The sequence below is a fragment of the Cupriavidus sp. FW305-F7 genome (assembly GCF_058782875.1).
On record NZ_JBYSYC010000072.1, the window covers coordinates 1 to 24,557 of the forward strand.

Annotated in this window: 18 protein-coding genes and 1 pseudogene; 15 read left to right on the forward strand and 4 right to left on the reverse strand. The window is 68.0% G+C overall.

The window, feature by feature from the left end; all coding sequences use genetic code 11:
• The 5 genes and pseudogenes from AC3WL8_RS37305 to AC3WL8_RS37325 form a co-directional block, all read left to right on the forward strand.
• Positions 1 to 127, forward strand: a pseudogene (locus AC3WL8_RS37305) (IS5/IS1182 family transposase); the annotation flags it as partial.
• A 633-nt stretch (positions 128 to 760) separates the two neighbouring features.
• Complete coding sequence (locus AC3WL8_RS37310) at positions 761 to 2,152, forward strand: HlyD family secretion protein (RefSeq protein ID WP_211981014.1); 1,392 nt, start codon at positions 761 to 763, stop codon at positions 2,150 to 2,152.
• A gap of 27 nt (positions 2,153 to 2,179) precedes the next feature.
• Positions 2,180 to 3,532, forward strand: coding sequence for a hypothetical protein (locus tag AC3WL8_RS37315; RefSeq protein ID WP_211981013.1), 1,353 nt, complete (start codon positions 2,180 to 2,182; stop codon positions 3,530 to 3,532).
• 2 nt (positions 3,533 to 3,534) lie between these two features.
• The gene (locus AC3WL8_RS37320) at positions 3,535 to 5,496 is read left to right on the forward strand and encodes a glycosyltransferase (RefSeq protein WP_211981012.1); all 1,962 of its coding nucleotides are present in this window, start codon (positions 3,535 to 3,537) and stop codon (positions 5,494 to 5,496) included.
• Between the two features lie 39 nt (positions 5,497 to 5,535).
• Positions 5,536 to 7,341, forward strand: a complete 1,806-nt coding sequence (locus tag AC3WL8_RS37325) for an efflux transporter outer membrane subunit (RefSeq protein ID WP_041228568.1) — start codon at positions 5,536 to 5,538, stop codon at positions 7,339 to 7,341.
• A gap of 27 nt (positions 7,342 to 7,368) precedes the next feature.
• Here the strand turns inward: AC3WL8_RS37325 and AC3WL8_RS37330 are convergent, their stop codons facing one another.
• Genes AC3WL8_RS37330 through AC3WL8_RS37340 form a run of 3 tightly spaced genes read right to left on the reverse strand, consistent with a single transcriptional unit; the run spans position 7,369 to position 10,411 of the window.
• On the reverse strand, positions 7,369 to 8,586 hold the full coding sequence (locus tag AC3WL8_RS37330) for an acetyltransferase domain-containing protein (RefSeq protein ID WP_211981011.1): 1,218 nt from the start codon (positions 8,584 to 8,586) through the stop codon (positions 7,369 to 7,371).
• A 2-nt stretch (positions 8,587 to 8,588) separates the two neighbouring features.
• Positions 8,589 to 9,461 (reverse strand): TonB-dependent siderophore receptor, encoded by an 873-nt coding sequence (locus AC3WL8_RS37335; protein WP_249221265.1) that lies wholly within the window; start codon positions 9,459 to 9,461, stop codon positions 8,589 to 8,591.
• The gene (locus tag AC3WL8_RS37340) at positions 9,407 to 10,411 is read right to left on the reverse strand and encodes a TonB-dependent siderophore receptor (protein ID WP_249221264.1); all 1,005 of its coding nucleotides are present in this window, start codon (positions 10,409 to 10,411) and stop codon (positions 9,407 to 9,409) included. The genes AC3WL8_RS37335 and AC3WL8_RS37340 overlap by 55 nt, the downstream gene beginning before the upstream one ends.
• 99 nt (positions 10,412 to 10,510) lie before the next feature.
• On the opposite strand from AC3WL8_RS37340, the gene AC3WL8_RS37345 reads away from it, so the two are divergent.
• Entirely contained in the window at positions 10,511 to 10,933 is a 423-nt protein-coding gene (locus AC3WL8_RS37345; protein ID WP_153956622.1) for a Fur family transcriptional regulator, read from the forward strand.
• Between the two features lie 131 nt (positions 10,934 to 11,064).
• On the forward strand, positions 11,065 to 11,940 hold the full coding sequence (locus AC3WL8_RS37350; protein ID WP_211981010.1) for an EamA family transporter: 876 nt from the start codon (positions 11,065 to 11,067) through the stop codon (positions 11,938 to 11,940).
• Between the two features lie 9 nt (positions 11,941 to 11,949).
• Here the strand turns inward: AC3WL8_RS37350 and AC3WL8_RS37355 are convergent, their stop codons facing one another.
• On the reverse strand, positions 11,950 to 12,531 hold the full coding sequence (locus AC3WL8_RS37355; protein WP_153956620.1) for a GNAT family N-acetyltransferase: 582 nt from the start codon (positions 12,529 to 12,531) through the stop codon (positions 11,950 to 11,952).
• 78 nt (positions 12,532 to 12,609) lie between these two features.
• On the opposite strand from AC3WL8_RS37355, the gene AC3WL8_RS37360 reads away from it, so the two are divergent.
• The 8 genes from AC3WL8_RS37360 (at position 12,610) to AC3WL8_RS37395 (ending at position 24,459) form a co-directional block, all read left to right on the forward strand.
• Positions 12,610 to 13,095, forward strand: a complete 486-nt coding sequence (locus AC3WL8_RS37360; RefSeq protein ID WP_211981009.1) for a winged helix-turn-helix transcriptional regulator — start codon at positions 12,610 to 12,612, stop codon at positions 13,093 to 13,095.
• Between the two features lie 318 nt (positions 13,096 to 13,413).
• Entirely contained in the window at positions 13,414 to 14,733 is a 1,320-nt protein-coding gene (locus tag AC3WL8_RS37365) for an MFS transporter (RefSeq protein WP_013952410.1), read from the forward strand.
• A 65-nt stretch (positions 14,734 to 14,798) separates the two neighbouring features.
• Entirely contained in the window at positions 14,799 to 17,360 is a 2,562-nt protein-coding gene (nirB, locus tag AC3WL8_RS37370; RefSeq protein WP_153956619.1) for a nitrite reductase large subunit NirB, read from the forward strand.
• Positions 17,361 to 17,386: 26 nt separating this feature from the next.
• Positions 17,387 to 17,770, forward strand: a complete 384-nt coding sequence (nirD, locus tag AC3WL8_RS37375) for a nitrite reductase small subunit NirD (protein WP_041228566.1) — start codon at positions 17,387 to 17,389, stop codon at positions 17,768 to 17,770.
• Positions 17,771 to 17,828: 58 nt separating this feature from the next.
• Positions 17,829 to 19,070, forward strand: a complete 1,242-nt coding sequence (locus AC3WL8_RS37380; RefSeq protein WP_013952407.1) for an NAD(P)/FAD-dependent oxidoreductase — start codon at positions 17,829 to 17,831, stop codon at positions 19,068 to 19,070.
• Positions 19,071 to 19,115: 45 nt separating this feature from the next.
• Positions 19,116 to 21,845, forward strand: a complete 2,730-nt coding sequence (locus AC3WL8_RS37385) for a molybdopterin-dependent oxidoreductase (RefSeq protein WP_492380000.1) — start codon at positions 19,116 to 19,118, stop codon at positions 21,843 to 21,845.
• Between the two features lie 174 nt (positions 21,846 to 22,019).
• Positions 22,020 to 23,027: a tripartite tricarboxylate transporter substrate-binding protein gene (locus tag AC3WL8_RS37390; protein ID WP_492380001.1), complete on the forward strand. Its 1,008-nt coding sequence runs from the start codon at positions 22,020 to 22,022 to the stop codon at positions 23,025 to 23,027.
• 283 nt (positions 23,028 to 23,310) lie between these two features.
• Complete coding sequence (locus AC3WL8_RS37395; protein ID WP_492380002.1) at positions 23,311 to 24,459, forward strand: MFS transporter; 1,149 nt, start codon at positions 23,311 to 23,313, stop codon at positions 24,457 to 24,459.
• Positions 24,460 to 24,557 lie beyond the last annotated feature (98 nt).

Genomic DNA, 24,557 nt, shown 5'->3' on the forward strand with positions numbered 1-24,557 from the left:
TGGCCGCATGCGTCAGGTGATGGTGCGCGGACTCAAGAAGGTCGACCAGATGTTTGTGCTGAGCATGGCTGCCTACAACCTCGTGCGCATGCGCTCGCTGGGAAAAATCCGTCCGCAGTTGCAGTAATCGCGGTAATGAGGCCGGAAATGAGCGCCAAAACGCGAAAAAAAAACGACGCAGTGAAGCCCGGCTTCCGGATGTGAAATGTAGCGAACACACCAGCCCTTTTGGGGGAAGCTCCGCCGCTTCCATGGTGAGTACTTCAGCAGCCTGCTAAACGCCGAGGCTTGCCGCGCACCTGGTCAAAACCCCGTCAATGTGTGCTGCATTCGTCGTTCATCGCATGCCATGTTACCGCCGTGTTAAGCAGTGCTACAGCCTCCCCTTACACATTTTTACAGCAAGGGACGGGGCAACTGACTAGCCTTTAACTCACACACGGCGGCCTGAGTGCATGAATCTTTGCGTCAGCGGGCTGCCACTTCGTGGTCATTGACTGGCCATTGTTCAACTCTGCCCGGATGAAGCCGGGCTAATCCACGGGCTGCTTGTCGGCCCAATTGCAAGGTGCGCCGATACGGCCTGGCCACATCGCGCGTGCTGCAGACAACAAACTGAATTGGGGACATGCAAGCCGGGCACCGCGCGACAGCCCTTGCGCGACGCTACCTGCTTGCCTGGAATTTCGCTCATCCGACCTGCACCCTGTGCATGCCGGCTGGGACGCTTTTTTGACTTTGCTTGCCGGAGAACAACACCATGGCCGACCAGCGCAATAATCCGCCACCCAGACAACACCCGCTGACACCGGCACCGCTGCGCCAGCCCCACGGCGACGGCCTGGTGCAACGCCCGCAGCCCGTTCCGGTGCCGCTGTGGCACATCGTGCCGCGCATGGCGGGCTACGGCGTGGTGCTGTTCATCATCTGGGCCGTACTGACAATCATGTTTCCAAATGTGTTTACGCGCTCGTCGGAGCGGGCCGTGGTGAACAGCCCGGTCAGCCTGGTGACGTCTCCCGTGGAAGGCATCGTGATGAAGCAGATGGTGGCCGCGGACCAGCCGTTCTCGGCCAACCAGGCGCTGATGATCGTGCAGAACCCGAACATCGACCGTTCGCTGCTGGTCGACCTGACCGGCAAGAAGCTCGACAACCAGCAGCGCTATGACTCTGCCAAGGCGCGGCTGGAAAGCAACCGCCGGCTGATGGCCGCCACCGAGCAGGACCTGCAGCGCTACAACAGCGCTGCGCAACGCGAGCACGGGGCGCGCGTACGCGCGCTGGAGGCGCGCCTGGCATCGGCCAAGGCACAGGAAGACCAGCAGCAGGAAGTGGTCAACCGCAACCAGAGCATGCAGTGGGCCGGCGCGGTCAGCGAGGCCTACACCAATGCCTCGCGCTACCAGCTGTCGATGCTCTCCAATGCCAAAGCTGCGGCCAAGGCCGAGCTGGATAACGCCGTCGGCGTGAGCGAGGCCGCGCGCAACAAGGTCTATGCCTCGTCCACCGACGGTCCCAGTGCCACGCTGGCCCAGCGGCGCCAGGTGCTGAGCGCGGAATCGGCACAGCTGACGGCAGAGCTGGAACAACTGGAGGCCTATGGCAAGTCGGTCGAGGAGATGATCGCCACGGAACAGGAACGCCTCGACCGGCTCTCGAACCTGGAGATCCGCTCGACTGAACCCGGCACCATCGAAGACCTGATCGCGCAGCCTGGCATGCGCGTGGCCGCCGGCGCCACCCTGGCGCGCGCCAGCAACTGCGCGCAGACGCGCGTGGTGGCGGTGTTCCCGCGCAGCCTCAGCGACAACCTGCTGCCCGGTGCACGGCTGAACGTGCATGTCGACGGCGTGCCCACGGCGTTGCCGGCATCGGTGGCAGAGGTGCTGCCGCGCGCGCCGGACGGCGACCAGGCGCGTTACTTCGTGCCATTCCCGCCGATCGAGAAGAACGAGATCTATGTGATCGCCAAGCTCGACCGCCCGCTGGACAACGTGCCGGGCAAGGCTGCTGCCTCAGGGACAGCAACACGGGCAGCGGCAGGGGCAGCGGCAGGGCCAAGCCAATCCGGCCATTGCGGCATGGGCCGCTGGGCGCGCGTGACGCTGAACCAGAGCTGGCTGGGCCAGCTGCGGGCATCGCTGATATAACCGCCGACGCAGGCAAAGGAGACCCGGATGCGACTGCCGATCCCGACCGCACGCCTACGCCTGCCCCGCCTGGTTGCCGGCGCGCTGCTTCCCGCCATGCTCGCGCTGGCGCCATGCGCGGCGCGCGCTGCCGAGCCTGCCCAGCAGACACTGCTGGCCGACGGCTGCAAGACGCTGGCCGAGCGCGTCAGCCGTGAAAGCGGCAACGGCCCCGTCTTCCTCGCCAGCTATGAACCCGCGCCGGGCGGCGAGCCGCTGGCCCCGGCGCTGCGCAATGCCGCCTTCGTCTACGACAACGCGCTGGCCGGCATCGCGCTGGTGGCCTGCAAGCGCCCCGCCGAAGCGCGCCGCATTGCCGACGCCGTGCTGCAGGCGACCCGCCAGGACCGCCACTTCCGCGATGCGCGCCTGCGCAACGCCTACCGCGCCGGCCCGCTACCGGCTGGCCCGGTGCCGCTGCCAGGCTGGTGGGACGAACCCAGCAAGCGCTGGTTTGAAGATGCCTACCAGGCCGGCACCGCCACCGGCAACGTGGCCTGGGCCGCGCTGCTGCTGCTGGCCGTGCATGACGCCACGCGCGATCCACGCTACCTGGATGGCGCCGCCGCGCTGATGGGCTGGGTGCATGCCACCGTGCCCGACACGGGCGCGCCCGCCGGCTATATCGGCGGCTTCTTCGGCCATGAGCCGAAGCAGACCCGCCAGGGGTGGAAATCGACCGAGCACAACGTCGATACCTATGCCGCCTTCAGTTGGCTCGCCAGCCAGCGCAACGATCCGCGCTGGCGCGATGGCGCGGCGCGCTCGCGCGGCTTTGTCGGCGCCATGTGGCAGGCGCGCGAGGGCCGCTTCATCATCGGCACGCGCGACGATGGGCGCGCGCCAAACTCCGGCCCGTCCGCGCTGGATGCGGTGCTGTGGCCGCTGATCGCGATCCCGGACCCGCCGCAGGACTGGCGCCGCAACCTGGCGTGGGTGGAGGCCAAGCACCGCGCCGGCGCAGGCTACGGCTTCAAGGGCGGCCCCGACGGCATCTGGACCGAAGGCACCGGGCAGGCCGCGCTGGTGCTGCAGGCCGCCGGGCAGGCGCAACAGGCGCAGCCACTGTGGCAGCTGCTGCTGTCGCAGCGGGCGCCGTCCGGGATGCTCTACGCCACGCCCGAGGCACGCATCAGCACCGGGCTGTCGATCGGGCCCACCTCGACCACGGAGGACTTCCACTACTTCCACCTGCCCCACCTGGGCGCCACCGCATGGGCCGTGCTGGCCGCGGCGCGCTGGAACCCCTTCCGTCCGGGCGGATGCCTGGAACCATCCTGCCCGCCGCCGGCCATTGCGGCCGCGCCGGCCAATGCAAGCACCAACACCACCAAGGACTGACGATGTTCGCCCTCTTCCTGGAAAACCAGACGCTGCTGGTCATCAACGGCGGCGTGCTGCTGGCGATGGTGCTGCTCTCGATGCTGTGCCGGCATGACCGGCCGGCGGACCGCGTGCTGTTCGGCGGCGTCGCCGCCTTGCTGCTGGCGGTGTACCTGACCTGGCGCATCCGCGAAACACTGCCGGACTGGCAGATGACCTTCGCCAGCGTGTGGGCCCATGTGTTCTTTACCTTCGAATGCATGACGCTGGCCTATACGCTGCTGTCGATCGTGGTGCTGGCGCGCACCAGCAACCACACCCCAGACGCCGACGCGGGCGAGGCCGCCTTGCGCCGCGCCAAGCAGGTGCCGCCGGTGGACATCTTCATCGCCACCTACAACGAAGGCCTGGACATCCTGGAGAAGACCATTGTCTCGGCGCTGGCGATCGACTACCCGGACTTCCGCGTCTGGGTGCTGGACGACACCCGCCGCGACTGGCTGCGCGAGTTCTGCGAACGCGTCGGCGCGCGCTACGTGACGCGCCCGGACAATGCCCACGCCAAGGCCGGCAATCTCAACAACGGCCTGCGCCACAGCGCCGCGGCCGGCGGCGCGCCCTACATCCTGGTGCTGGACGCCGACTTCGCGCCGCATCGCAATATCCTGCTGCGAACCGTGGGCCTGTTCAGCGATGCGCGCGTGGGCGTAGTGCAGACGCCCCAGTTCTATTACAACGCGGATCCGATCCAGTACAACCTGCGCGCCACCGAATGCTGGGTCGATGAGCAACGCGCCTTCTTCGACGTGATGCAGCCAGCCAAGGACGCCTGGGGCGCGGCGTTCTGCATCGGCACCTCGTTCGTGGTGCGGCGCGATCTGATCGACCTGATCGGCGGCTTTCCCACCGGCACGGTGACCGAGGACATCCACCTGACCTACCGGCTGCTGCCGCACGGCTATCTCACGCGCTGGCTCAATGAGCGCCTGAGCGTGGGGCTGTCCGCCGAAGGCCTGCCCGAGTACATCAGCCAGCGCAGCCGCTGGGGGCTGGGCACGATCCAGGTGGCGCTGACCGCGGACGGGCCACTGCGCGGGCGCGGCTACACCGGGATGCAGCGGCTGCACTACGTGCACGGCCTGCTGCACTGGCTGTCGCGGCCGTTCACGCTGATGCTGCTGGCAGGGCCGCTGCTGTACTGGTACCTCGGCGTCTCTACGCTGTACGGCGAGCCGCTGCAGTTCCTCGCCTACGGCCTGCCGGCGCTGGTGGCGTACTGGGCGTACAGCATCTGGATCACCGGCCAGCGCGCGCTGCCGATCTTCACCGAAGTCACGCAGATCGTGGCGGCGCTGGCCGTCACCGCATCGCTGGTGAGCGCGATGTTCAAGCCATTCGGGCGGCCATTCAAGGTGACAAACAAGGGGCTGGACCGCTCCAAGCTGGTGATCCACGGCAAGTTCGTTGTGCTGTACGCGGGGTTGCTGGGCTTCTCCGCGCTGGGACTGGGCCGCGCCCTGGTGGTGGACCCCGATGCGCAAGGGCTCGCCTTCAACACGATCTGGACCGGGGTGGCGCTGATGCTGTACCTGGCCTCGCTGCTGGTCTGCGTGGAACTGCCGCGCCCGCGCAAGGAAGAGCGCTTCCCGCACCGCGCGGCAGCGCTGCTGCGCGTGGATGGCAAGGAATACCGCGTGACCACCAGGGACCTGTCCTGCAACGGCGTTGCCGTCACCACGCCGCTGGCGCCAGCCATCCTCGCCGGCACCGAGGGCGCGCTGTGGCTGGAGCAAACCGGCTGGATCCCGTGCCGCGTGGTGCGCCGCGACGGGCAGTTGCTGGGCATCGCCCTGAACGCCGGCATGGCGGCGCGCCACGCGCTGATCCGGCTGCTGTTCACCGATCCCGCACACAACATCGCCCGGCAGGGGCGGCCCAAGCTGGCGCTGTCGCGCTTTGTGCGGCGCGCGCTGCTGGGCTGAACCATGCCAGATAACAATCCCCACTCTCCGGAACCATCCATGCGAAGCTTGCCACGCCCCCGTACCCTGCCCCCGCCGCGCCTGCTGCTGCCCGCCGCGCTCGTGCTGGCCCTTGCGGCCTGCTCGCTCGAACCGCAATACCAGCGCCCCGACGCGCCGGTCCCGTCGGCGTGGCCGGAGGGCGCTGCCTACCGCACCCCGCAGGCCAGTGCGGCACAGCCGGGTCAGCCGGCCCAACCCGCCGGCCCTTCGGCCGCGGACCTGGGATGGCGCGATGTTTTCATCGACCCGCAACTGCGGCAGCTGATCGAACTGGCGCTGGCCAACAACCGCGACCTGCGCATGGCCACGCTTGCCATTGACGAAGCGCGCGCGCTGTACCAGATCGAGCGCGCGGCGCAATTCCCCACGGTGGAGGGCAATGCCGGCATGGTCTCGCAGCGGCTGCCGCAACGGCTGCGCGCGGCGGGCCAGTCGCCGCAGATCACCACCTATAACGCAGGCATCGGCTTCACCGCGTTCGAGCTTGATTTCTTCGGCCGGGTGCGCAGCCTCAAGCATGCCGCGCTCGAGGAATACATGGCCACGGAAGAAGCGCGCCGCAGCGCGCAGATCAGCCTGGTGTCCGAGGTGGCCAACGCCTACCTGACGCTGCTGGCCGACCGCGCGCTGCTGAAGCTGTCGCAGGACACGCTGAAGACGCAGCAGGACGCGGCAGAGATGGTGCGGCGCGGGCGCCAGGTCGGTGCGATGGCGCAACTGGACCAGCATCGCGCGCAAACCCAGGTGCAGACCTCGCAGGTGGGCGTTGAGCAATACACGCGGCAGGTGGCGCAGGATGAGAACGCGCTGTCCTTGCTGATCGGCGGCCCGTTGCCGAAATCCGTGACCGATGCCGGCGCGGCAACTGCCAACGCCAACGCGGCCGCGCAAGATCCGCTGGACGCGCGCACCCTGGTGAGCGAGTTCCCCGAAGGGCTGCCGTCCAGCGTGCTGGTGCGCCGCCCCGACATCCTCAACGCCGAGCACCGCCTCAAGGCGGCCAACGCCAATATCGGCGCGGCGCGCGCGGCCTTCTTCCCGCGCATCTCGCTGACCGGCGCGCTGGGCGTGGCCAGCAGCAGCCTGGCGGGGCTGTTCTCCGGCGGCATGGCGTGGGTGTTCGCGCCGCAGCTGACCGTGCCGATCTTCGACGCCGGGCGTAACCGTGCCGGGCTGGATGCGGCCAACGTGCGCAAGGACATCAACGTCGCCAACTACGAGAAGACCATCCAGACCGCGTTCCGCGAAGTGGCCGACAGCATGGCGGCACGCGCCACCTACGAGCGCCAGGTGCAGGCGCAGGAAGCCCTGGTGCGCGAAGGCAGCGAGACCCGGCGGCTGTCGGAAATGCGTTTCAAGAACGGCGTGGACGACTACTTCGGCGTGTTCGACGCGCAGCGCCAGCTCTACACCGCGCAGCAGGCGCTGATCACGTACAAGCTGGCCGGCCTGACCAGCCGCGTATCGCTGTACAAGTCGCTGGGCGGCGGCTGGCGCGAGGTGACCGAGGCCGCCCCGGCGGCCAATGGCGGCGCACGCCAGGCACCCGCCGCGCGGCCGCAAGCCGCGGCACAGCCCCAGGCGGCAGCACGGCCTCAAGCCGTGACGCAACCTCAAGCCGTAGCGCGGTCCCAGGCCGTGGCGCAGCCTCAAGCTGCCGCACAGCCTCAAGCCGCCGCACAGCCGCAAGCCGTGGCACCGGCTCAGGCCGCAGCCCAGCCCCAGGCCGTAGCGCAACCCCAGGCTCCGGCGCAATCCCCGGCGGCGGCACAGCCGGCACCCGTCGCGGCTACGCCGCGCTGAGCCGGGCGTGCGGGACCCAGGCGCTGGTCAGAAGTACTTCAGCCAGCGCCAGTCCCGCCGCCTTGCCTTCAGCGCCGCGAACCAGCGCACCGTCGGCCACAGCACCAGGGCCAGCACGGCCGCCCCCAGCCACAGCTGCCAGACGTGGTCGAGACCGAACACCTTGCCCTGGTTCAGTCCCCAGCGGTGCACGCAGGCCTGGTACAGCCCCTGCAGCACGTAGAGGTGCAGCAGGTAGAAGAACATCGGCACGGCGCCGAACACGGCCATGCGCCGCGCGATCCAGCCGCCCTGCGCACGCTCCAGCCACGCCAGCAGCAACCAGCCCACTCCCAGCGTCAGCAGCAGGAACAGCAGCGACGGCGGGTACTTGGTGACGTTGAGGAAGCTCATCGCGGTGTGCAAGGCGTCGCTGCCCGAGATCCACTTCTGCTCCTGCCCGTAGCCGTTCAGCCCGCGCAGCACCGCAAAGCCTGCCAGCGCCGCCAGCCCGCATCCAGCCAGCAGCCGCTGCCGCACCCCGGCAGGCACCGTGGCGGCAAACCACGGCCCCGCCGCATAGCCCAGCGCAATCACGCCGATCCACGGCAGCACCGGGTATGAGGTGCGCACCCTGAAGCCGTCAGCCACCTCGATCCAGGTGCGGTCGTGCAGGATGGCCCAGGGCACGTGCCAGGCGCTGTCCACCGGGAAATGCAGCGGGCTCAGAAGGTTGTGGCCAGCCACCAGCGCAATGCCCGCGGCAATCAGCACCGCCCGCGGCAGCCATACCAGTGCCGCCAGCGCCATCATGCTCAGGCCGATGGCCCAGATCACCTGCAAGTAGATCACCTGCGGCGGCAAGGTCCCGGTCCAGGCAAAGCCGACCAGCGTCACCTCCAGCAGCACCAGGAACACGCCGCGCTTGAGCAGGAAGCCGCTGACGGCGCGCCGGTCGTGGCCGGCGGCACCGTAGAGCCACGCCGATACGCCGGCCAGCCAGATGAAAACCGGTGCGCACAGATGCGCGGCGAGCCGGCTGAAGAAAAGTGCCGGAGAGGTCGTGGCGACATCCATGGGATCGGCCACCTGGACGTGCAGGAAGAACATATCCCGCACGTGGTCCAGCAGCATGGTCAGGATCACCAGTCCGCGCAGAGCATCAATGGACGGCAGCCGGCCGCCGGCCGGCCGCGTGCCCGCGGCAGAAGGGAAGACTGTCGGAGAAGACAGGGGCGCGGCAGTGCGCGACTTGGCTGGCAGCATCGTCAATAGCTCAGTTGCACGCCCAGCCGCACGCTGCGGCCCGCGCCCGGCGCAATCCACAGGCTGCTGTACGAACTGGCGTAGTAGGTCTTGTCGAACAGGTTGCCCACATTGAGCGACACACGCACATTGCGGCTGTATTGCCAGTAGCCATGCAGATCCACCAGCACATAGGCTGGCAGCGAGAAGCTGTCCTGCACATCGCCCGGACGCCGCCCCACGTAACGCAGGCGGGCACCAACGCCATAGCGCTGGCCCACCGGCGCGGCATCCTCGTACACCGCCAGCAAGCTGCCGCTGGTGCGCGGCACGTTGGACAGCGGCGTGCCGGCGGCAAGTCGCGTGTCCTGCGTGATCTCGGCATCGGTCAGCGCAAAGCTGCCCGACACGCGCCAGTGGGTGCCAAGCTGCCCGGCCACGTCCAGCTCCAGGCCGCGGCTGCGCGCTTCGCCGGCGGCGATATAGAAGGACGGATCGGACGGGTCGGCGGCCAGCACATTGCGCTTGCGGATCTCAAAGATCGCCAGCGTGGCGCCGGTGCGGCGGTCCTCGCTGTCGAACTTGATGCCGGCCTCCACGGCGCGGCCGCGCTCGGGGTCGAACGGCTGGCCCGCGGCGTCGGCGCCGGCATTGGGGCGGAATGACTGGCTGGCATTGGCAAACAGCGACACGTTCTGGCTGGCCAGGTAGCTCACGCCCACGCGCGGCGACACCGCGTTCTGGTGCTGCGTGGTGCGCGTGCCGCGCAGGTGGTTGTCCAGCGACTGGTCGACGGCGTCGAAGCGCACGCCGGCCAGCACGCGCCAGCGCTCGCCCAGGCTCAGCTGGTCCTGCAAGTAGGCGCCGAGATTGCGCTGGCGCTCGTACGTGTCCATGTTCCACTGCTGTCCAGCCGCATGTCGCCGTCGCCGGGCTCGCCCGGGAAGCGCGAGCGCGGGATGCGCCCCAGCTGGCCGTTGACGGCCACCACGCCGCGGTCCATCGGCGTGGTGTAGCGCTGGAATTCAGCCGCGTACTGCAGCACGGTGTCGTTACCGAGCGTCCAGGTGAACGACGGCGCCACCAGGTAGCGCTGGCTGTTGATGTAGTCGCGCGTGCTGCCCTGGTGGTCGGCCACGGCGATCAGCCGGCCGGCCACGTTCTCGCCGAGCGGGCCGGTGACGTCGGCCGTGACACGATAGCCGTCGCGCGTGCCAAGCTCGAAGCCATAGCGCTGCGCGGGCCGGAACTGCGGCTGGCGCGTGACCACGTTGAAGGTGCCGCCCGGCTCGCTGGTGCCGTACAGCGATGACGTGGGGCCCTTGAGCACTTCCACGCGCTCGATGGTGGCCGCATCCATCGGCGCGGTATAGCCGCGGTTGGCGGCAAAGCCGTTGACCAGGTAGCCCGCGCCGGTGTTCTCATGGCCGGTGAAGCCGCGCATGGCGAAGTTGTCCCACAGGCCGCCGAAGTTGTTCTGGCGCGCGATGCCGCTGACATAGTCGAAGGACTGGTCGAAACGGGTCGCGGCGATGTCGTCCAGCATGGCGCGCGGCACCACGCGCACTGACTGCGGAATCTCGCGCAGCGGCGTGTCGGTGCGGGTCGCGCCGGAGGCGTCGGGTGGGTTGTATGATGCGGAGGCCGTGCCGACCACCGACACCGCCGGCAGCGTAATATCGGAGGCCTCGGCGGTATCCGCCGCCTCGGCCAGGCCGGACATCGCCAGCATCAGGGCGGCCACCGGCCGCAATGAGCGCGCCTGGACCGGGCGCAAGTCTGGTACAGCAGGCAGGAACGAAAACGGCATGCGGTGCCGGGCACGGCTGGGCTGCGCAAGCAGCATAAGGAACACCCCAATAAAAACGAGTCGCGGCGGCGGCCATCCGACTGGCAAACCGCAGCGACTCACTAATGATAATAATTTCTCATTAAAATTTTAGGCATGGAACGCATGACCCGTCAACGCGGCGCCGTCATCGACGCGCTGCGCGAAGCTGGCCGGCCCCTGAGCCCGGCCGAAATCCTGGCCGCGGCACAGCGCCAGGTGCCGTCCCTGGGTCTGGCCACGGTCTATCGCAACATCCGCACCCTGCTGGACGATGCGCAGGTGCATGCGGTGGAACTGCCGGGCCAGCCCGACCGCTATGAACTGGCGGGCGAACCCGGCGCCGTGACGCACCGCCACTACTTCCAGTGCCTGACGTGCGATCGCGTATTTCCGCTGGAAGGGTGTCCCGGGCACATGGAAGAGATCACGCCGCCGGGCTTCGAGGTGGAGCACCACGAGCTGACGCTGCTGGGGCGTTGCCCGGACTGCGCCAGCAAGTCCGGCAAGCGGCGCAAGGCGGCGGCGCGGGACCACTGAACAGCGGCGTGTTCGGGGCACGGCCAACTGTACTGAGCCGCTGGTCCACACCTGTATATGGCGCTTGCGCCGTGCTTGCCGCATGATGCGGCAGCATTGCACAGGCCACGCCATCAAACAGGATCTCCAAATTGCCGCAAACCGCCGCCCACCGTCGCTCGACCCTGATCGCCGTGCTGGCCCTGACCGGCTCGATGGCCTCGCTGTGCATCGGCACCTCGTTTGCCAAGAGCCTGTTCTCGGCGCTCGGGGCACAGGGCACCACGGCGCTGCGGGTGAGTTTCTCGGCGCTGATCCTGCTGTGCGTCTGGCGCCCGTGGCGCATCCCGCTGACGCGGGCCAACGCGCGCGCGATCGCGCTGTACGGTGCGGCGCTGGGCGCGACCAACCTGCTGTTCTACATGTCGCTGCGCACCATCCCGCTGGGGCTGGCGATCGCGATCGAGTTCACCGGGCCGCTGACGGTCGCGGTGCTGTCGTCGCGGCGCGCGATCGATTTCCTGTGGATCGCCTTTGCCGTGGCCGGGCTGCTGCTGTTGCTGCCGGTGGGCGATGCCGCCGGCACGCTGGATCCTGTGGGCATCGGCTATGCGCTTGCCGCGGGGGTGGGCTGGGCGCTGTATATCGTGTTCGGGCAGATGGCGGGCAACGCCCACGGCGGGCAGGCCACCTCGCTGGGGCTGACCATAGCGGCCCTGGTGGTGCTGCCGTTCGGGCTGGCGCATGCGGGCACCGCGATGTTCAGCCCGACGCTGCTGCTGTTCGGGCTGGCGGTGGGCATCCTGTCGAGCGCGATTCCCTATTCGCTGGAGATGGTGGCGCTCAAGCGGCTGCACCGGCGCACCTTCGGCATCCTGCTGAGCATGGAGCCGGCGATGGGCGCGCTGGCCGGGCTGGCGTTCCTGCATGAACAGCTGAACGCGCTGCAATGGCTGGCGATCGCCAGCATCATCACCGCCTCGGTCGGCTGCACCATGACCTCGCGCGGCAAGCGCGAAGCCGGTTGACCGCTGGGCTCAGGACGCGCTGAACCAGTCCGCCGGCAGCCGCAGCTCGCTGCGCGCCGGCTGGCCAAGCGCCAGCGTGACTTCATGCAGGTAGCTGTCCTCCGGATTGCGGCGGCTGGCAAAACCGAGGCCGCGCAGGATGGCCAGCATGCGGCGGTTCTCGCTGAGCACGTCGCCGCGCAGGGTGCGCAGGCCGGCCGCGCGGGCCAGCTCGCACAGCCTGGCGATCAGGCGCCGCCCCAGTCCCTGCCCTTGCCAGCCGTCGGCAACGACCACGGCAAATTCCCCGACCTGCCCGGACACCACGTATTCCGCACTGGCGACAATGGCTGATACGCCCTCTGCGTCGGGCGCCTCCACCACCAGCGCCACCCCGCCAGGGCCTGGCGCGGCCAGGCCGTCGACAATCGCGTCCACCACGCGCCCGCCGCTCAGGAAGCGGAAGTAACGGCTCTCACGCGAAAGCCCGTCCACCAGCGCGCGCAGCGCCCCACCATCCTGTGGCCGCGTACGGCGCAGCGTGACCTGCACGCCCCGTCCCACCATCCAGCTTTCCGCCTTGCCCGTGCGGGCTTCGCTTTGATCATCCATCCTGGCACCATCTGGATTCAAAATTTGTAGTCAGAGTATAGGAGATAACCTGACTTTTGCAAATGAAGTCAGCATGCTATGCTTGCCCGCATCATGACCCCCAATGCGTCCGACCTCCGCCACTGCTCGATTGCCGCCACGCTGTCGCTGATCGGCGAAAAGTGGACAATGCTGATCCTGCGCGACGTCTTCCACGGCGTGACGCGCTTCGACGACTTCCTGCGCCGGCTGGAATGCTCGCCCGCGGTGCTGTCCGCGCGCCTCAAGACGCTGACCGACGCCGGTCTGCTGCGCAAGGTCGGCTACCGCGAGCCCGGCGAGCGCGAACGCTCCGAATACCGCCCCACCCGCGCCGCCGTGGAGTTGCTGCCGGTGCTGGTCGGCCTGATGCAGTGGGGCGACAGCCACATGGCCCCGTCCGGCGAAGGCCCGGTGCAGATCCGCTCGCGCGCCAGCGGCAAGCTGGTACGCGCGGCACTGGTCGACGAGGACGGCGCGGAAGTATCGCCGCGAGATATGCGGATCGTCCCCGTCAACGCCCAGTCCCCGGCTTCGGACCAGTAGCACCGAGCGCGGTATTGCACCGCACCAGCGCAGCCCACCGCACTGCACCATGAGTGTGCCGCCAGCCCGGCGGCCGCCCCACCACAGCGCATCCCGGCATCACTCCGCCGCACCTCAGCGCAACAAACCCCCACTCACCGTCACATACCGGCCTGGCACACCCCTTGCGTAACAGGGTACGGGTCCGTCAACGGCGACCGGCCCACCCCACATACGCAGCCTCTATTCCATGTAGTGGCTGTCAGGACAACGGCGTCCCCAGAACTGGCCTGAATGGCCTGGTTTGCGGGACGCCATTTGTTTTTGGAGCCAAGGACGATGACCGCCAAAGCCACCCGCATCGAGCTGCTGAGCTTTAAGACCCCGCAGATGCGCGCCTTCCACCTGACCTGGATGGCGTTCTTCGTCTGCTTCTTTGCGTGGTTTGCCTGCGCGCCGCTGATGCCGGTGCTCAAGGGCGAGTTCGGCCTGACCCCGGGCCAGATCGCCAACATCAATATCGCGGCGGTGGCGGTGACCATCCTGGTGCGCCTGGTGATCGGCCCGATGTGCGACCGCTTCGGCCCGCGCAAGACCTATACCGGCCTGCTGGCGCTGGGCGCGCTGCCGGTGCTGGGCGTGGCGCTGGCACAGAACTACGAGACCTTCCTGACCTTCCGCCTGCTGATCGGCGCAGTCGGCGCCAGCTTTGTGATCACGCAGTACCACACATCGGTGATGTTCGCGCCCAACGTAGTCGGCACCGCCAACGCAGCCGCGGCCGGCTGGGGCAATGCCGGCGGCGGCGCCGCGCAAGCCATCATGCCGCTGCTGCTGGCCGCCGTGCTGATGCTCGGCGCCGACCACGCGTTCGGCTGGCGCTTCGCCCTGCTGGTGCCGGGCGTGCTGATGCTGATCATGGCCGTCGTCTACTGGCGCTTCACCCAGGACTGCCCGGAAGGCAACTACTCGGACCTGCGCGCCCGCGGCATCGCCATCACCGGCAAGGACGGCGGCAAGGGCGGCGGCTGGGCCAGCTTCCGCGCCGCCAGCGCCAACTATCGCGTGTGGCTGCTGTTCATCACCTACGGCGCCTGCTTCGGCGTGGAGATCTTCATCCACAACATCGCCGCCTCGTACTACGTCGACCGCTTCGGCCTGAGCCTGAAGGCCGCCGGCATGGCCGCCGCGAGCTTCGGCCTGCTGGCGCTGTTTGCCCGCGCCCTGGGTGGCTGGTTGTCGGACAAGGCGGCGCGCCGCCGCGGCCTGGACGCACGCGCCACGCTGCTGTTCGTGCTGATTCTGGGCGAAGGCCTGGGCCTGCTGTGGTTCGCGCAGGCCGGCAACGTGACGCTGGCGGTGGTCGCGATGCTGCTGTTCGGCCTGTTCACCCACATGGCCTGCGGCGCGACCTACGCCCTGGTGCCCTTTATCGACCGCAAGGCGCTGGGCGGCGTGGCCGGCATCATCGGCGCTGGCGGCAACGTGGGCGCCGTCGCCGCGGGCTTCCTGCTCAAGGGCCTGGGCGACCTGCAGCACACGCTGACGGTGCTGGGCGTGCTGGCCACCATCGCCGCCCTTTGCGCCATCGCCATCCGCTTCAGCGCCGAGCACAAGGCCCAGGAGCAGGCGCTGTACGACAGCGCAATGGCCAACTGATTTTGAAGCATCGCTCCCACAGCACAACAAGCAGCAAAGACTGACTACCGGACAAGGAAAGCATCATGAAACTGATCATCGTCGGCCACGGCATGGTGGGTCACAAGTTCCTGGAATGCCTGGCGGAAGCCGGCGCGCAGAACGTGGAAGTGACCGTGCTGTGCGAAGAACCGCGTCCCGCCTACGATCGCGTGCACCTGTCCGAGTTCTTCGCCGGCAAGTCAGCCGAGGACCTGTCGCTGGTGCCCGCCGGCTTCTTCGAGCAGCACAACAACATGCTGCTGCGCCTGAATGCGCGTGCGGTAGAGATCGACCGCGCCGCGCGCACGGTGAAGGTATCGACCGGCGAGACCCTGTCCTATGACAAGCTGATCCTGGCCACCGGCTCCTACCCCTTCGTGCCGCCGGTGCCGGGCAAGGACCGCAAGGACTGCTTTGTCTATCGCACCATCGAAGACCTGGAAGCGATGCGCGAATGCGGTGCGCGCTCGAAGACCGGCGTGGTGGTCGGCGGTGGTTTGCTTGGCCTGGAGTGCGCCAAGGCGCTGCGCGACATGGACCTGCAGACGCACGTGGTGGAGTTTGCGCCGCGCCTGATGGCGGTGCAGGTCGACGAAGGCGGCGGCCGCATGCTGCGCCAGAAGATCCATGGCCTGGGCGTGACCGCGCATACCGGCAAGAACACGGTGGAGATCATCGACGGCGAAGACGGCACCCACCGCATGGTGTTTGCCGACGGCACCCACCTCGACACCGACATGATCGTGTTCTCGGCCGGCATCCGCCCGCGCGACGAACTGGCGCGCACCAGCGGCCTGGCGGTGGGCGAGCGCGGCGGCATCGTGGTGGACAACCAGTGCCTCACCTCGGACCCCGACATCTACGCCATCGGCGAATGCGCGCTGTGGCAAGGCAAGATCTACGGCCTGGTGGCGCCGGGCTATGACATGGCCCGCGTCGCCGCGCGCCACCTGCAGGGCGAAGCCGCCGAGTTTGCCGGCGCCGACATGAGCACCAAGCTCAAGCTGATGGGCGTGGACGTGGCCAGCATCGGCGACCCGCACGGCACCGTGCCGGGCGCGCGCTTCTACCAGTTCTGCGACGACCGCAAGGAGGTCTACAAGAAGCTGGTGGTGTCCGACTGCGGCAAGTACCTGCTGGGCGGCGTGCTGATCGGCGACGCCAGCGAGTACGGCACGCTGCTGCAGATGATGCTGAACAAGATCGAGCTGCCCGAGTCGCCCGAATTCCTGATCCTGCCCGACAGCAGCGGCAAGGCCAAGCCCGCGCTGGGCGCCGACGCCCTGCCCGACACTGCCCAGATCTGCTCGTGCAACAACGTCTCCAAGAGCGAGATCTGTTCGGCCGTGTGCGACGGCGCCACCAGCATCGGCGCGCTCAAGACCTGCACCAAGGCCGGCACCGCCTGCGGCGGCTGCGTGCCGCTGGTCACGCAGATCATGAAGGCCGAGATGAAGAAGCAGGGCATGGCCGTCAACAACCATCTCTGCGAGCACTTCCCGTACTCGCGCCAGGAGCTGTATCACCTGGTGCGCGTGGGCAAGTTCAAGACCTTCGATGCGCTGCTGGAAGCGCACGGCAAGGGCATGGGCTGCGATATCTGCAAGCCGGCAGTGGGCAGCATCCTGGCCTCGTGCTGGAACGAGTTCGTGCTCAAGGAAGAGCACGCCAGCCTGCAGGACTCTAACGACTACTACCTGGCCAACATCCAGAAGGACGGCACCTACTCGGTGGTGCCGCGCATGCCGGGTGGCGAAGTCACGCCCGAGGGCCTGATCGCGGTCGGCCAGGTGGCAAAGAAATATGGTCTCTACACCAAGATCACCGGCGGCCAGCGCGTGGACCTTTTTGGTGCACGTGCCGAGGAACTGCCTTTCATCTGGGAAGAACTGATCGCCGCCGGCTTTGAATCGGGCCATGCCTACGGCAAGGCGCTGCGCACGGTGAAGTCGTGCGTGGGCTCCACGTGGTGCCGCTATGGCGTGGGCGATTCGGTGGGCCTGGCGATCGAACTGGAGAACCGCTACAAGGGCCTGCGCGCGCCGCACAAGATCAAGTTCGGCGTGTCCGGCTGCACCCGCGAATGCGCCGAGGCGCAAGGCAAGGATGTTGGCGTGATCGCCACGGACAAGGGCTGGAACCTGTACGTGTGCGGCAACGGCGGCATGAAGCCGCGCCATGCAGAGCTGCTGGCCAGCGACCTCGACCACGACACCCTGGTGCGCTACATCGACCGCTTCCTGATGTTCTACGTGCGCACCGCCGACCGCCTGCAGCGCACCAGCGTCTGGCGCGACAACCTGGAAGGCGGCCTGGACTACCTCAAGGCCGTGGTGCTGGACGACAAGCTGGGCCTCGCCGCCGAACTGGAAGCCGAGATGCAGCACGTGGTCGACACCTACGAAGACGAGTGGAAGAAGGCCGTGACCGATCCCGAGACACGCAAGCGCTTCCGCCACTTCGTCAACAGCGACCGCCGCGACGACAACGTCGCCTTCATCGAAGAGCGCGGGCAGATCCGCCCGGCCACGCCGGAGGAACGGAAATTGCATCGTTCCCGCCTGAGCCACATTCCCGTGGTGTCCATGCCCGCGAAAGCAGCCTGACCGTGCCCGCAAACAAGGAGAACGTGATGAGCCATCCCCACCATCCTGAGACCTGGACCGCCGTCTGCACCGTGCGCGATATCGTGCCCAACACTGGTGTGTGCGCGCTGGTGGACGACAAGCAGGTCGCCGTGTTCCGCATCGGCCGTGGCGACGAGGTCTACGCCATCGACAACTTCGATCCCAACTCGCAGGCCGCGGTGCTGTCGCGCGGGCTGGTCGGCAACCTGGGCGAGCGCCTGGTGGTGGCTTCGCCGATCTACAAGCATCACTTCGACCTGCGCACCGGCGAGTGCCTGGAAGCCCCCGAGCATTCGGTCAATGCCTACGCCGCACGCGTCTATGACGGCAAGATCTGGATTGCCGCCGGCGTGGCCGTGAGCGAGGCCGAGGAAGAACTCGCCGCCTGACACCGGCGCCCATTTGATGTTCCCCCTGTCCTCAAGCCACGCCAACGGAGATGCCGGCATGACGCCTTCCGCCAACCCCCAAGCCCGCCCGCGCCTGGTCGTCGTCGGCAACGGCATGGCCGGCATGCGCACTGTGGAGGAGCTGCTCAGGCTCGCCCCGGACCTGTACGACATCACGGTGTTCGGGGCCGAGCCGCACGGCAACTACAACCGCATCCTGCTGTCGCCGGTGCTGGCCGGCGAAAAGTCGGTGGCGGACATCATGCTGAATACGCGCGAGTGGTACACCGAGCGTGGCATCGAACTGCTTGCCGGCGATCCGGTGGTGGCCATCGACCGCCCGCGCCGCATCGTGCGTTCAGCCTCGGGGCGCGAAGTGCGCTACGACCGCCTGCTGCTGGCTACCGGCTCCAAGCCCTTCATCCTGCCGGTGCCGGGTCACCAGCTCGACGGCGTGATCGCCTTCCGCGATATCCAGGACGTGGAGACCATGCAGCAAGCCGCGCGCGACCACCGCCATGCGGTGGTGATCGGCGGCGGCCTGCTTGGGCTGGAGGCGGCCAACGGGCTGCTGCGCCAGGGCATGGACGTGACCGTGGTGCACCTGCCCGACAGCCTGATGGAGCGCCAGCTCGACAAGCCCGCCGCCACGCTGCTCCAGAGCGCGCTCGAACGCAAAGGCCTGCGCTTCCTGCTGGGCGCGCAGACCGCGGAGATCCTCGGCACCGACCGCGTCACCGGCGTGCGCTTCAAGGACGGCAGCGAGATCCCCGCCGACCTGGTGGTGATGACCGCCGGCGTGCGCCCCAATATCGAACTGGCCACCGGCGCCGGCCTGCACTGCGAGCGCGCCATCGTCGTCGACGACACGCTGCAGACCTATGATCCGCGCATCTACGCCGTGGGCGAGTGCGTGCAGCATCGCCAGGCCACCTTCGGCCTGGTGGCGCCGATCTGGGACCAGGCGCGCGTGTGCGCCGCGCACCTCGCCGGTGCCGGCCATCGCCGTTACGTGCAGCAGGCCACCGCGACTAAACTGAAAGTGACCGGCGTCGACCTGTATTCTGCCGGCGACTTCATCGGCGCCGAAGGCAGTGAAGACCTGGTGCTGCGCGATCCGCGCCGCGGCGTCTACAAGCGCCTGGTGCTGCAGGACGGTTATCTGGTCGGCGCCGTGCTGTACGGCGACGTGCAGGACGGCCCCTGGTACTTCGACATGATCCAACGCCGCACGCCGGTGGGCGCGCTGCGCCAGCGCCTGTTGTTCGGTCAGGCGCAGTGCGAAGCGCTCGCCGCATAAGCATCACCGTAAGTAAGCTATACAACGCCCCCGCACGGAGAACGCGTGAACCTGTCCGACATCCCGGTCATCTCGGCGACACTGACCACCACCACCGCCACCACCTGCCCGTACTGCGGCGTCGGCTGCGGCGTGCGCGCCACCGTGCGTGCCGACGGCCAGGTCGAGATCGCGGGCGACGCGCAGCACCCGTCCAATCACGGCCGGCTGTGCGTGAAAGGCTCGGCGCTCGGTGAAACCGTGGACCTGGAAGGCCGCCTGCTCCACCCCAAGGTGCGCGGCACCGACGGCTCGCTGCAGCAAGTCTCCTGGGACCATGCGCTGGACACCGTAGCGCAAGGCTTCTCGGACATCGTCCGCCGCCACGGCCCGGATTCGGTCGCGCTCTATGTCTCGGGCCAGCTGCTGACCGAGGACTACTACATCGCCAACAAGCTGATGAAGGGCTTCATCGGCAGCGCCAATATCGACACCAACTCGCGCCTGTGCATGTCGTCGGCCGTGGCCGGCCACAAGCGCGCCTTCGGCGAAGACCTGGTGCCGGGCAACTACGAAGACCTGGAACTGGCCGACCTGGTGGTGCTGGTGGGCTCCAACACCGCGTGGTGCCATCCGATCCTGTTCCAGCGCCTGTCCCAGGCCAAGGAAGCGCGCCCCGAGATGAAGATCGTGGCGATCGACCCGCGCCGCACCGCCACCTGCGAACTGGCCGACCTGCACCTGGCGATCCGCCCGGGCACCGACGTGTGGCTGTTCAACGGGCTGCTGAGCTACCTCGCGCGCGAAGGCCGCACCAGCGCCGCCTTCGTCGCCGCCAGCACCGCGGGGCTGGACGAAGCCCTGCAGGCCGCGGATGCGGCCTGCGCCGATCCCGCTGCCGTGGCCCGCGCCTGCAAGCTGAACGTGCAGGACGTGCTGGCGTTCTACCAGCTGTTCGCGCAGACCGAAAAGACCGTGACCGCCTTCTCGCAAGGCGTCAACCAGTCGTCGGCCGGCACCGACAAGGTCAACAGCATCATCAACTGCCACCTGCTGACCGGCCGCATCGGCGCCCCGGGAATGGGCCCGTTTTCGCTCACCGGCCAGCCCAATGCAATGGGCGGGCGCGAGGTCGGCGGCCTGGCCAACATGCTGGCCGCACACATGGAACTGGCCAACCCGCTGCATCGCGACGTCGTGCAAAGCTTCTGGCAATCGCCGATGGTGGCCGACCGCCCGGGCCTGAAGGCGGTGGAACTGTTCGAGGCCATCGAAGCCGGCCGCGTCAAGGCGGTCTGGGTGATCGCCACCAACCCCGTGGTGAGCCTGCCCGACGCCGACCAGGTGCGCCGCGCGCTGGCCAGGTGCGAACTGGTGGTCACCAGCGACATCATCGAGCGCACCGACACCAACGCCGCTGCGCACGTGCTGCTGCCCGCGCTGGGGTGGGGCGAGAAAGACGGCACCGTTACCAACTCGGAACGGCGCATTTCCCGTCAACGCGCCTTCCTGCCCGCGCCTGGCGAGGCGCGCGCCGACTGGCGGATCCTGTGCGACGTCGCGCGCCGCATGGGCTTTGACGGCTTCGACTATGCGGGCGTGCATGAAATTTTCGACGAGCACGCGCGCCTGAGCGCCTGGCGCAACGATGCCGCACCGCGCGTGTTCGACATCGGCGCGCTGGCCGGGCTGGACCAGGCGCACTATGACGCGCTGGAGCCCGTGCAATGGCCGCTGCCCGCGGGCGCTCCGGCCGGCGCCGGCACGCAGCGCCTGTTTGCCGATGGCCGCTACGCCCATGCCGACGGCCTGGCCCGCTTTGTCGCCACGCCGCCGCGCTCGCCGGCCCACGCGCCCGACGACGATTTCCCGCTGATCCTCAACACCGGCCGCGTGCGCGACCAGTGGCACACCATGACGCGCACCGGCAAGTCGGCCAAGCTGGCCGACCACCTGCCCGAGCCCTTCGTCGACATGCACCCGCAGGACGCGCTGCTGTCCGGCGTGGGCGAAGGCAAGCTCGCGCGCGTCAGCACGCGCTGGGGCGCGATGGTGGCACGCGTGCGCCATGGCGGTGGCATCCCGCGCGGCAGCGTGTTCGTGCCGATCCACTGGAACGGCCAGTTCAGCTCCGACGCACGCGTCGGCGCGCTGGTCAATCCTGTGGTCGATCCCGTTTCCGGCGAGCCCGAATTCAAGCACACGCCGGTACGCGTGGAGCCATTCGGCGTGAACTGGCATGGCTTCGTGCTGAGCCGCGGCGCGCTGCCCGCCGAAGCGCTGACCTACTGGACGCGCGTGCAGGGCCGACAGTTCCAGCGCTATGAATTCGCCGGCCGCGACACCGTGGCCGACCGCACCGCCTGGGCCCGAGCGCTGCTCGGCGTGACCGACCCGGACGCCGACTGGCTCGAGTACGAGGACCGCACCGCCGGCGTCTACCATGCGGGCTATGTCGTCAACGACCGGCTTGAAGCGTGCGTCTACGTGTCGACGCGGCCCGAGCTGCCCTCGCGCGCGTGGCTCGCCGGCCTGTTCGGCCGCGAGCAGCTGGAAGACGCCGACCGCATCGGCCTGCTGCTCGGCCAGCCGATGGAGAAAGGCGCCGACACCGGCCCGACGGTGTGCTCGTGCTTTGGCGTGGGCCGCAACACCATCTGCGACGCCGTGCGCAAGCACGACCTGAAGACGCCTGCGGAGATCACCGCCTGCGTCAAGGCCGGCGGCAACTGCGGCTCGTGCGTGCCGGAACTGAAAAAGCTGCTGGTGGAAGTGCGCGTGGCCGAAGTCGCCTGAGCGGTGCGGTAGCGAGGCAACTGGGTTAGCAGCCAGCCGGCCTGATCTTTCATCAGGGATTAGGCACCCTTCACGAGAACCAGATTGTGGTCGCCGCGGCATGCCCCCATGCTAGCCGCGCACCCCCCGACAAGCCGCCCCGGACTCACGGTGCGGCACCAATCTGGAGACAGCATGAAGGATGCGAAGGATTTGCACGCCGCGCCACGATGGCTGGCGGGCGTGATGGTGATGGCTTCGGCGCTAGCTGGCACAAGCGGCGCGGCGGCGGCTGACGCCTACCCCGGCAAGCCGATCACGCTGGTCGTCCCCTACTCCGCCGGCGGCCCGACCGATGTCGTGGCACGCACACTGGCGCAGGCGATGTCGCAGGATCTCGGCCAGAGCGTGGTGGTGGAAAACCGCACCGGCGCCGGCGGCACTGTGGCTGCCGCCTTTGTCGCCCGCGCACAGGCGGACGGCTATACGCTGCTGATCCACCATAACGGCATGGCGACCGCGCCGGCACTGTACAAGAAGCTGTCCTACGCGCCGCTGAAGGATTTCGAGTATGTCGGCCAGGTGGCGGACGTGCCGATGACCCTGATGGGCCGCAAGGACCTGCCAGCCAAGACCGTACCGGAACTGATCCGCTACGTGACGCAGAACAAGGACAAGGTGTCGCTGGCCAATGCCGGGTTGGGCGCCGTATCGCAGCTATGCGGCGTGCTGTTCGAGCAATCGGTCCACGTAAAGCTCAATGCGATCCCTTACCAGGGCGCCGGCCCCGCGCTGACCGCGCTGCTGGGCGGCCAGGTCGACCTGCTGTGCGACCAGACCACGGCCACGCTGCCGCATATCCAGGCCGACCGCGTACGCCTGTTCGGCGTGACCACGCCGGCGCGGATCAAGGCGCTGCCCAGTGCGCCAACGCTGCAGGAAGGCGGTCTCAAGGGCTTTGACGTCAAGGTCTGGCATGGCATCTACGCGCCCAAGGGCACGTCGCCCGCTGTGGTGGCGCGGCTGACCAAGGCCCTACAGAAGGGGCTGCAAGATCCCGTGGTGATCAAGAAGCTCGATGGCCTGGGCGCGGAAATCGTGCCGATCGACAAGCAGACGCCGGAAGGCCTGCGCACGCTGCTCAAGGCCGAGAGCGACAAGTGGCAGCCGCTACTGAAGTCGATGCAGATCGAAGCCGACTAAGCTTCTTGTCGGTCATGCCGCCGGTGCCAGGCACCGGTGGCCCTAATTGCTGGCATTACGTTATAGAATCATCCCCGACTTCTCCGGCGATCGTTCTGAATTGCCCATTCTCGCAGTAGCCGGTGCCAGCTCGCACCGCCTCTTCGCGCCCGACTCAGCGGCGCATTCATTTTCCGGATTTACCCACTGTTAGGCGGTAATGCCGTCTTGTTGCGTCGCGTTTTGCGCGTCTCGGCCGGTATCGCCACGTCCCCTCAATGTTGAAGTCCGAGGAGGCTTCCCCATGCCATCTCCCTGCCTGCTGCCCGTGCTTGCCCTCGCCGTGTGCATGGTCGGCGCTGCCGAATTCATGCTGTCACCGATGCTGGCGCCACTTGCAGGCGCCTTTGCCACCACCCCGGCTCGCGCATCGGGACTGGTATCTGCCTATGCCCTTTCCTATGCCGTCGCCGCGCCGCTGATAGGCTGGTTCTCCGATCGTGCCGGTCGGCGCCGCGTGCTGCTGGCTGCATTGCTGCTGTTCGCGCTGGATGGCATCGTCCTTACGCTCGCGCCTACGCTGCATGTCGCCATGGCACTGCGTATCCTCGGCGGACTCACCGCCGCGGCCACGATTCCCACAGTCTTTGCATTGATCGCAGATCTGGTTCCCCCGGCGCGACAGGCCGGCGCCATGGGCAGCGTCATGCTGGGCATGACCGCTGGCATTGCCGCAGGCCCGGCAGTGGCTGGGGTGCTGGCCGATGGATTGGGCTGGCGCGCACCTTTCCTTGTCACTGCCGGTGGTTGCCTGGCCGCATTTCTTGCCGGCTGCCACGTACTTCCGTGCAATCTGCCGCGCAGCGGCGATTCCCAGGAAAAACTCAGGAACACCGCGACATCTTCAGGCATCTTGCTGCCATTGATCGCGAAAGGCGCCTGGAATGGAAGCGCCGTGGCGGGCTATGTACTGGCGGGGGAAGTGCTGCGACTGCGTTACGGGCTCGGCGTGGCCGGTGTCGGCGCGGCACTGTCAGTGTTCGGCCTCGGCCTGGGCGTCGGCAATCTGCTGGCAGGGCGTGCCAGCCAGTGCTTCGTGCGCGAGGAAAGTGTTCTGATGGTAGCCACCGCGCTTGTCGCCGTGGCGATGACCCTGTTCACGACAGCCATCCTGGGGTTGCCCGGGTCGCTTGGCTGCCTGCTGGCATGGGGCGCGGCACTCGGCATCGCGGCACCATCGAGCACCGCCATACTGGCTCGGCGGGCTGCGACGGCAAAGGGACAGGTCCTGGCCGTCTCGGAAAGCATCAACAACCTGGCTGTGCTGATGCTGATACCGATCGCGGCCGGCTCACTGGCAGTGCACGGCACCGTCCCAGCCGCATTGCTGGTTGGAGGCTGCTGCCTGGCCGGCGTTGCACTGACTGTCGCGGACCGGCGGATGACGGCATGAGGTGGCGCGGGTGCGATATTCCGCCGCGCCAAAGCAAAAACCCCCAGCCTTTTGGGGCTGGGGGTTCTGCGGTATAAGAGCCTGGCGATGACCTACTT